Source organism: Marinobacter excellens LAMA 842, from assembly GCF_001574445.1.
Classification (GTDB): Bacteria; Pseudomonadota; Gammaproteobacteria; order Pseudomonadales; family Oleiphilaceae; genus Marinobacter; species Marinobacter shengliensis.
Map to the genome: position 1 here is coordinate 280,031 of NZ_LOCO01000001.1, position 9,295 is coordinate 289,325.

Below are 9,295 nucleotides of genomic sequence, written 5' to 3' on the forward strand. Positions count from 1 at the left end.
TGTAAAAATATTTCACCTGCACTCGATTCTCATTTAGATTTACTCCAAATTCTGGAATCGGAGTGTCGACATGGGACCGTCTGCCCGGGCGATTGCCGAACAGGCAAGTTTTCAGGCCTTCCTGCATGGCTATCTTCAGGAAATTGATCCCGGCCACTGGCTGGCCGCCAGCCAACGCCTTCATGACCCCGGCAGCTGTTTCTCCGGCTCATGGGTGTGCGAACTGCCCCTGAACACCCAGCGGGCCCGGCTTGCTGTCGATATCCTTTACCGTTCCCCCGTCGGCCGGCACCGCTATGGCAAGGTGCGCCAGTGGCTAAACGGTCGTCATTGCTGGTCAGACATCGAACCGTTCCAGGCCATGTGTCTTCTGGTACGCGAGCTCTATGCACTTTCCGGCGGTATGGTTCCGGAACTTCGTAAACTCCGGGAACTGGAGTTCCTGCACCGACTAACAGACAGCTACGGGGTGATGACCCGTTACCTGGAACAGCGCCGCCACGACCCCCGGCTTTTGACCAACCGATTCATCGATTCAGAACAGTCGTTGTTGTTTGGCCACGCCACTCACCCCACCCCCAAAAGCCGCCAGGGCATGTCGGAATGGCAGCAAACGGCTTATGCGCCCGAGCTAAGCGGGCGATTCCGGCTTCATTATTTTCTGGTCCATCAAGACTACGTGGAGCAAGACTCGGACGGTCCATTGCCCGCCAGCACCATGGCGGAAACCCTGTTGAACAGTGGCCATGCCTCCCTGAACCTGCCAGACAATCATACTCTGGTTCCGGCACACCCACTTCAAGCGCAGTGGTTACTTGCACAGCCGTCGGTGCTGGTCGCCATCGAGCAGGGGCTGATTCATCCGCTCGGCGCTCTGGGGCCGGAGTTCTCTGCCACGTCTTCCGTGCGCACGGTTTACAGTGAACAGGCAGAATGGATGTTGAAGTTTTCCATTCCGGTGAAAGTGACCAACTCGCTCCGGGTCAACAAGGCTCACGAGCTGAAAGCGGGTGTGGTGATGTCCAGACTGATCCGGCAGACCGGGTTCGCGGAGTCTGAACCCGGCTTCCGCATCCTGCAGGACCCGGCCTATCTGACGGTTTCCCTACCCGGGCAGGCCGAGAGCGGCTTTGAAGTCATTTTCCGGAACAATCCCTTCACTGCAGGCCAGGACCAGGGTGTGATCAGCATGGCCGCGTTGACCCAGGATCCAATGCCCGGCCGTAATTCCCGGTTAATGGATCTGATCGAGGGCCTGGCTTTGAACGAGAGTCGAAGCATGGCCGCGGTCACTCTGGACTGGTTCCAGCACTATCTTGCCTGCGCCATTGGCCCGGCGCTCCGGCTTTATGACGACCACGGTATTGCCCTGGAGGCACACCAGCAGAACAGCCTGCTGGATATTGGTGGTGGCTATCCTCGCTGCTATTACTACCGGGACAATCAGGGTTACTACCTTTCGGAAACGTTTCGCAAACAACTGACAGAGCAGTGCCCGGACCTGTCGGAAACCCCGGAACTGTTCTACCGGGATGCCATGATCCGGGACCGCTTCTGCTACTACCTGATCGTCAACCAGGTGTTCTCCGTGATCGCCCGGTTCGGCCTGGACGGCCTGATTCCGGAATCGGTGTTGATCCGGCAGTTTCGGCAGTTTCTCCGCTCCGAACACACCCGGCTCCATGGCCCGGCCCGGGCACTGGTCAATCTCCTGCTCGAGGACAGTCGCCTGCCGTACAAGGGCAACCTGCTGACTCGAGTACACGATGTTGATGAGCTGAATGCCGAGCTGGAAATGGCGGTGTACACCAGTATTGCCAATCCTCTTCGCGGTCTGGCGCACGCAGCGCCGCAGCCAAGTTTTCCTGTTCAGGCTGTTGGGGCAGATCATGGCGCTGCGTGAGCAAACACCGTCACCGATGACAGGGCTAAGCCCGGTCATCTCCCTGACCGAGTCGCCAACACAGCGCGTGCTCCGGCAACTGCTGGAAGCCCTGCTGTTTGAGCGTTTGATCCCCTACCGCCCATGCAATGACAACCGCTCCGGCTGGCAATGGCTGTCGTTCCGGATCGGCAGCCTGCCCGGGCGCTGCCGCGCTCGGGTTCGTGGCTTTGGCCGGTTGCGGCTGGATATGAGCACCCTGACCCTGGGGCAGGAACAACCATCAACCTCAACGTCGCTGGCCAGGCTGGTCGGCCAGTTGCCGGCCGCGAGCACGCAGCAGCAAGCGCTGTTAAAAGAACTTGTCGCCACCATCGGAAACACCGAAAGACTCGACGCCCTGTATCGGGCCCGTGGCCCGCGGGAACGGCGGGCCCTGCACGGCGAAGCGCTGGACTGTGCATTGCACGAGGGTCACCCCTACCACCCCTGTTACAAGAGCCGACTGGGATTCCAGGGCGATGACCTGGTGCGCTATAGCCCGGAAACCAGCATCGGGTTCCGTCTCCATTGGGTGGCGGTTCCCCGACGCTATCTGGATTCGCAGTTGCTGGCTCCGGACCTTGCGTTCTGGCAGTCGGAACTCGGTCGGGAACAGGCCTATCTGCTGCGGGCCGCATTCCACCGGGCGGGCGTTGACTGGCAACACTGCGGTGCCTTGCCAACCCACCCCTGGCAATGGCAGCAACTCTGCCAGGGGCCCCAGGCCTCCCGGCTTTCCGCACTGGGCATCAGAAGCCTGGGGCCCCTGGGAGACCGTTACCGGCCGGGGCAGTCACTGCGGTCCCTGTTCAACGTCAGCCGGCCGGCGAACGCCTGCATCAAACTGCCACTGGGCATCCATAACACCTCGTCCCGCAGGCACCTGGAACCCCACTCGGTGCCTTCAGCGCCGGCCATCAGCCGCTGGCTTGAAGCGATTTTGGCCGCTGACTCGCAATTCGACGCTGCCTACCCTCTCCGCCTGCTGCCCGAATATGCCAGCCTGGGCGTTAACACTGGGCGTGACCGGGGCACAGGCAGTGCAGGGCTTGAAGGAGAACTGGCCGCCATCTGGCGTGCCAGCATCAGCTCCCTGCTTAATGACGGTGAGCAGGCCATCCCCCTGAACGCCCTGTTCCAGTGGCAACCTGACGGCATGCCGTTCATCCACCCGTGGGTAGAGCACTACGGCCTGGGCCCCTGGCTGGAAGCCACGCTCAAAGCCGTCATCCTGCCGGTCTGGCATATGCTGGCGGCCCACGGTGTCGGCCTCGAGGCCCATGCCCAGAACAGTCTGCTGGTGGTGCGCGACGGCTGGCCCAGGGCGCTGATGCTTCGGGATTTCCACGACAGCGTCGAGTACGCCCGTGACTACCTGCCCCCGGCCACTCCTGAACCAGACTTTGGCCCGCGACAGGCGCTCTACGATCAGGCACCAGACGACCAGTACTACCGTATGAGCGGCCCGGAAGCCCTGCGGGAACTGGTCATGGATACCCTGTTTATCTTCAATCTGAGTGAGCTGGCGCTGCTGCTGGATGAGGCCTACGGATTTAACGAAACCCGCTTCTGGGACCGGGTCAGGACGATCCTGACCGATTACGCACGGCAACACCCGTATCTGACCTCCCGCTTGCACAGGCTGGCCTGGGACCAGTCAACACTTCAGACCGAATCCCTGCTGCGCCGCAAGCTGCAGCCAGACAACCAAAGCCATTGCCTCCGGGTAATCAACCCCCTGGCTTCGGGACCGGATTCCACATCGATGCCCCCTACCGATCACCATCACGAGAGGTTACCGTGACTGCACCTTTGTTTTACGTCGACAACACCCCCTACAGCCAGGCCGACTGTGATCATATTGTCCGGGGCCTGGCGGAGCGGCCCGAGTTCCAGTCGCCGGTCGGTTGCCGATTTGCGGTCTGCCTGCAAGACACCGCCCACTGGCTGGCCCTGTGTCTCTGGCTGAAGCCCCTTGGCGCCAGCGTACTGCCCATTCACCCCGGCACACCCTACCCTGCTGCCAAAGCCCTGGCCGAGGACACCGGCTGCAGCTACCTGCTGTTCGGCGAGCAACTGCAGGAGGTAACGCCGGAAACTCTTGGCGGGGTGACACGGACGGCTTCGGCCGAGGGTGGTGAGCTGATTCAGCTCAGCTCCGGCACCACGGGTAAGGCCAAGACCATCACCCGGCCCTGGCGCGACATAGACCGGGAACTGGCCGCCTATGTCGCCCATTTTACTGAGGCCCGGGCCTTAACGCCGGTGGTCGCCTGTCCGGTCACCCACTCCTACGGTCTGATCTGTGGTGTGCTGGCTGCCCGGGAGCGGGGCATCGCACCCCATGTGGTCACCAATCTGAACCCACGATTCATTATTGCCCGACTGCGTGCGGTGCCTGAGCACCTGCTCTATGCCTCACCCACCCTGATTAGCCTGCTGATGCGGATGCTGCCGGAACAGGAAATGCTGCATGCTGTCATGCTCTCCGGGGCTCCTTTGCCCGCGCCGGTGCTGACTCAGCTTAGGGACCGCTGTCTGCGGCTGCGCCAGCAGTATGGATGCTCCGAAGCCGGCTGCGTGGCTGTGAGCGCGGACGTGACTGAGCCGGGCCTGCTGGGCCACCCGCTGCCTCACCTGTCGGTGCAGGCCGGTGCCTCCGCCGGGCAACCGGATGAAATCCTGATCACGGTAAAAGCCACCGGACAGCGCATCCACAGTAAGGATCTGGGCTATTTCGACCACCGGGGCCAGCTGCACTTCCTGGCCCGCACCGATGACACCATTAATGTCGCCGGCATTAACGTCTACCCGGGCGCGGTGGAAGACGTGTTCCTTGGCTACCCAGGAATTCGCGAGGCGGTGGCTTTCAAGCAACCCGATGCCTTTGCCGGTGAGCGGGTTTGCCTGCGTTTCGTGGCGGATTCAGACATCGACACCGACCAGCTTCGACAATGGAGCCGCGACCGACTGTCACCTCACCAGGTGCCGTCACTGATCGAACAGGTGGAAAGCATCAGCCGGCTCCCGAACGGCAAGGTCAGCCGCCGGCTGTTAAGCGAATCCCTCGCTGACAAGGGTCAGCGGGAGGTCCTGGCATGAGCAAAACCAACCTGACCCGAAGCGCCATTGAAACGGTGATTCGAAACCATCTACCTGACGCCCGGCTATCGGTGTTTTCGGCCAAGGCCCGCCTCAACGCCGACCTGGCGATTGATTCCATCATGCTGCTGCAACTGATTGTGCACCTGGAACTTGAGCACGGCCTGCATGTTCCGGAGGAAGCGCTGCTGACCCATCAGCTCGAGACCGTTGAGGATCTGGAAGCGCTATTGGTCGCCACCGGCAATCCGGAGGTTTCCCTGTGATCAAAGTGCATTGTTTTGTCAGCTGTGTCTGCGAGATCATCAAACGCACACCGGGTGTGGACCACCGCCCCTTCTACTTTGGCGTCTGGGATGCGGACTTCTCGGTCAGTGAGGAGCAGGTTCTGTCTTACCACTCGCCCCATACCCGCCACGACCAGTTCCGGGAGTGGTACCGGCTGCTGTATGGCGTCACCATTGAGCCCTGGTACAACCACCAGCAATCGAAAGAGGCCAACATCGACCGGCTGATTGAACTGGTGGAAACGCGCCCTGCCGATCGTCAGGTCATGGTCATGCTGGACCTTTACCGGTTGCCGGAACGGGAGAACAAGTTTCACCAGAACCCGTTTCCCCACTACGTGATGCTGGAAGCCACGGACGACCCGGAGCAGTGGTTCATGTCGGACCCGGATTTTCGCTGGGAGGGTGTGCTGCCCAAAGCCCGGATTCTGGAATCGGTCCGATCCCCGGCCGCTGCCGGTGGTTTCTGTTTCGACGGTCTGGAAATCCGGCATACGCCCGCGGAAACGGTTGCCGCCTACTTTGCCCAGTGCATGAAAGCGGATACCAATCCGTTTACCGATGCCCTGCGGCAGATTCTGCGCGCCCATACCGGGCCCGATGCCAGACAACCACTGGCGAACCTGCCCCGGGCATTTCGGGAGATTCCGGTGATGGCGATTCGCAAGTACGCCTACGAGCACGCCTTTGCCTGGCTTCTGGAGGATCAGGGCCGCACCGCCGAGGGCGATCCGTGGTTCGAGGCCCTGTGCGAGGACATTGACCGGCTGGTGAAAACCTACACCCAAATCCAGTACCGGGCGCTGAAATTGGTGATGTCAGGCAACCCTGCCCTGCTGGCCGGGGTCGAGCAGCTGCTGGACGAGCAGGATCGGCGGGAGTTCGCCATCAAGGACAGCCTGCAGGGGCTGTTCCAGGAATGGCAGCAGCAACACCCCGACCTCACCGGCGCCACCGCCGACACCCGGATGTCCGACCTGGAGGTATTGCCATGATCCGCTTCCACCTGTGTACCATCTCATTCCGCCACCAGTTGGTGTCGTTACCGGAACTGGCCACCTGGGCCGGGGCCACCGGCTTCGACGGCATTGAACTCTGGGGCGTGCATGCCCGGCACCTGTTACAGCAACCCGGGCTGGATGGCCGCTGGCTGAAAAGCCAGGGACTGGGCATTCCCATGGTCAGCGACTATCTGCCACTGGAGGGTGGTGAACAGGAGGCCATCCGCTACACCCGCGACCTCTGCCAACTGGCCCGGCACTGGCAGGCACCCAAAGTGCGAACGTTTGCCGGCCATCAGGGCAGCGCCGAGCTTGACCGGGGGCAGCGCAAGGCACTGACCCGACGCCTGCAGACGCTCACCCGTTGCGTCGCGGACGAAGGCCTGACCCTGGTGGTGGAAACACACCCCGGCACCCTGGCCGATACGGTTGACTCTACCCTGGAAATGTTGGCAGACATTGACCATCCGGCGCTGGGCATCAACTTCGATGTCCTGCATGTCTGGGAGGCCGGTGCGGACCCACAGCTTGCCCTGCAAAAGATGGCGCCCTGGGTCAGGCATTTTCACTTCAAGAATATCCACCAGCGGGATCAGCTTGGCGTGTTTGCCCCGGCCAATGTGTACTCACCGGCAGGCTCAAGGCAAGGCATGGTGCCGGTGATGGAGGGCGCCTGTGATTACCGACCACTGCTGGACACGCTTGCAAACTGGCAACAGTCGCTGGCCAACCCGGCCCCTCTGGACATCTCCCTGGAATGGTTCGGCCCGGACAGCTACCGGGTGCTATCCAGCGACCTTCGCCAGCTGAGGCTGCGGGTTCCGGAAACCGGCGATCAACCTCAGTCGCTGGCGGCCTGCCAGTGAACCTTATCCACCTCATCGCCGGCAAAGCGGATGAGGTGGGAAGCTACCACCTGGCCCAGCTCCTCCAGCTCCGTCTCGGTGGGTGACTGGCACCGCATAAGCAACTTACCGTCTGCTGCTTCGAGCCGGCATTCACCGATGGAGAAAGTCAGCCTGCCATCGGTCCCGGTCCACTCAGCCTCAATCTTGTGGCGAAAGTGTTTGCACAGGCGATTGATCAGGCGACCGGGATCGGTGGTGGCCACTTGGGCGTTCATGGTTGGCATGGCAGATTCCTCGACATCAGTGGGTCAATTAACACTGGCGGATAGCGGACGATCCGCCAGCACGATGGGGTGTCCACGAGAGCACTGTTCGATTCTGGCTTCGATACCATAGGTTTGGGCCAGCAGCTCCGGCGTCAGTACCTGTGCCGGTGAGCCCAGCACGGCCTGGCCGCCGGGAGACAACACCAGAACCTGGTCGCAATAGCGCAGGGCCAGATTGAGATCGTGGCTGGCCACCAGGGCAATCGAGCCGGTCCGGCTGGTGGTGTCACGCACCGCATTGAGTACGTTGAGCTGCCAGTGCAGGTCCAGGGCGCTGGTAGGCTCATCCAGCAGCATCAATGGTGTCTGGCGTACCAGTACCTGAGCCAGCCCTACCATCTGGCGCTGACCACCAGACATTTCCGACAGTCGCCGAAGCGCCACTTGCCGGATACCCAGGGTGTCGAAAATCTCTTCGATCGCTAGCTCGGTCTCTTCCCGGGACCAGTCGCCGCGGGCAGAGCGGCAGGCGCTGAACACAGTTTCGTAGGCCACCAGGGGAATGGCCTGGGGCAGTGGTTGGGGCAGGTAGCCGACACGACGAATGCGCTGGTGGGCAGTAATCGCCGCCAGATTCTCCCCGGCAAAGGTCATGGTGCCGGCAATCGGCAGCAGGCCGGCGATGGATTTCAGCAGCGTGGACTTACCCACAGCATTAGGGCCGACCACGGCCACCAGTGAGCCTGCGGGTATCTCCGGCAGGGTAAGGCCGGTGAAGACGGATCGATTCCGGTAGCCGGCGCTCACGGATTGCAGCTTCAGGGTCACAACGCGGCCCTCCTGCTGCGGCCAATGATCAGGGTGATGAACAGCGGGATACCCACCAGTGCGGTCACAATACCCACAGGCAATACCACTCCCGGCACCAGCAGCTTGCTGGCGATGGATGACAACGACAGCAGGACGGCCCCGGCCAGGGCGCTGCCCGGCAGCAGGAAACGGTGATCTTCCCCCAGCATCAAGCGGGCAATGTGGGGTGCCACCAGGCCGATAAAACCGATTTCCCCAACGAAACACATGGCCGCCGCCGTCAACAGGCTCACCCGCATCAGCACCACCAGGCGCATGCGCTCCACCCGGATGCCCAGACTGCGGGCCTGCTCTTCACCACTGCGCAACAGGGTCATGGCCCAGGCATTACGAAGGGAAAACGGCAGGCACACCGCCAGCACCAGGGCCACGATAGCCACTTTGTCCATACTGGCCCTGGCCAGGCTGCCCATGGTCCAGAACACAATCTGCTGGACCGACTCGGCATCGGCCATAAACTGGATCAGGCCCACCACCGCGTTGATACCGAATAACAGGGCAATACCGAACAGCACCACCGCATGCACCGAAGCGCCCAGGCTGCGTGACAGCACCAGAATCAGTAGCGAGGCGGCCGCAGCGAACACAAAGGCCGACAGAGGCAACAGCACATGGGCCGCCAGCCCCAATACCGAGATATTGAAGGCGATCACCAGCGATGCCCCCAGGGTGGCAGCCGCGCCGACGCCCAGGGTAAACGGGCTGGCCAAGGGGTTGTTCAGTACTGTCTGCATCTCGGCCCCGGCCAGGCCCAGGCAGGCGCCCACCACCACCGCCATCAACGCGTAGGGCACCCGGATGTCCTGAATGATCACCCGGGTGCCGGCATCAAGGCTTTCAGGATTCAACAGCCCGCGAATCACGTCCAGCAAACCCAGCATGGCCGGCCCCGAGGCGATGTCTACCAGCAATGCAGCCACCGCCGCAGTCACCAGACCAGCCAGACACAGTACCCGCCGGAACACAAAACGGCGGTACTGGCTCGCCAGCCAGCCAT

Annotated in this window: 9 protein-coding genes; 6 read left to right on the forward strand and 3 right to left on the reverse strand. The window is 62.0% G+C overall.

What is annotated here, in order from left to right:
- Positions 1-70 precede the first annotated feature (70 nt).
- Genes J122_RS01260 through J122_RS01285 form a run of 6 tightly spaced genes read left to right on the forward strand, consistent with a single transcriptional unit; the run spans position 71 to position 7,180 of the window.
- Positions 71-1,903, forward strand: coding sequence for an IucA/IucC family protein (locus J122_RS01260; protein ID WP_061330785.1), 1,833 nt, complete (start codon positions 71-73; stop codon positions 1,901-1,903).
- Positions 1,890-3,728 carry an IucA/IucC family protein gene (locus J122_RS01265; RefSeq protein ID WP_061330786.1) on the forward strand — a complete coding sequence of 613 codons (1,839 nt, stop codon included), beginning with the start codon at positions 1,890-1,892 and terminating at the stop codon, positions 3,726-3,728. The genes J122_RS01260 and J122_RS01265 overlap by 14 nt, the downstream gene beginning before the upstream one ends.
- Positions 3,725-5,026 carry an AMP-binding protein gene (locus J122_RS01270; protein ID WP_061330787.1) on the forward strand — a complete coding sequence of 434 codons (1,302 nt, stop codon included), beginning with the start codon at positions 3,725-3,727 and terminating at the stop codon, positions 5,024-5,026. Before J122_RS01265 ends, J122_RS01270 begins: the two co-directional genes overlap by 4 nt.
- Positions 5,023-5,292: a phosphopantetheine-binding protein gene (locus J122_RS01275; RefSeq protein ID WP_061330788.1), complete on the forward strand. Its 270-nt coding sequence runs from the start codon at positions 5,023-5,025 to the stop codon at positions 5,290-5,292. The genes J122_RS01270 and J122_RS01275 overlap by 4 nt, the downstream gene beginning before the upstream one ends.
- Complete coding sequence (locus tag J122_RS01280; protein ID WP_061330789.1) at positions 5,289-6,308, forward strand: DUF6005 family protein; 1,020 nt, start codon at positions 5,289-5,291, stop codon at positions 6,306-6,308. Before J122_RS01275 ends, J122_RS01280 begins: the two co-directional genes overlap by 4 nt.
- Positions 6,305-7,180, forward strand: a complete 876-nt coding sequence (locus J122_RS01285) for a sugar phosphate isomerase/epimerase family protein (RefSeq protein WP_061330790.1) — start codon at positions 6,305-6,307, stop codon at positions 7,178-7,180. The genes J122_RS01280 and J122_RS01285 overlap by 4 nt, the downstream gene beginning before the upstream one ends.
- On the opposite strand, the gene J122_RS01290 is transcribed toward J122_RS01285, so the two are convergent.
- From J122_RS01290 to J122_RS01300, 3 genes are read right to left on the reverse strand one after another with little or no spacing between them, the layout of a single operon-like run.
- Positions 7,156-7,446 (reverse strand): DUF2218 domain-containing protein, encoded by a 291-nt coding sequence (locus J122_RS01290; protein ID WP_061330791.1) that lies wholly within the window; start codon positions 7,444-7,446, stop codon positions 7,156-7,158. The genes J122_RS01285 and J122_RS01290 overlap by 25 nt on opposite strands.
- Before the next feature lie 24 nt (positions 7,447-7,470).
- Positions 7,471-8,256 carry an ABC transporter ATP-binding protein gene (locus J122_RS01295; protein WP_061330792.1) on the reverse strand — a complete coding sequence of 262 codons (786 nt, stop codon included), beginning with the start codon at positions 8,254-8,256 and terminating at the stop codon, positions 7,471-7,473.
- A complete protein-coding gene (locus tag J122_RS01300) occupies positions 8,253-9,287 on the reverse strand; it encodes a FecCD family ABC transporter permease (protein ID WP_061330944.1) in 1,035 nt (344 codons plus the stop codon). Before J122_RS01300 ends, J122_RS01295 begins: the two co-directional genes overlap by 4 nt.
- Positions 9,288-9,295: the final 8 nt, after the last annotated feature.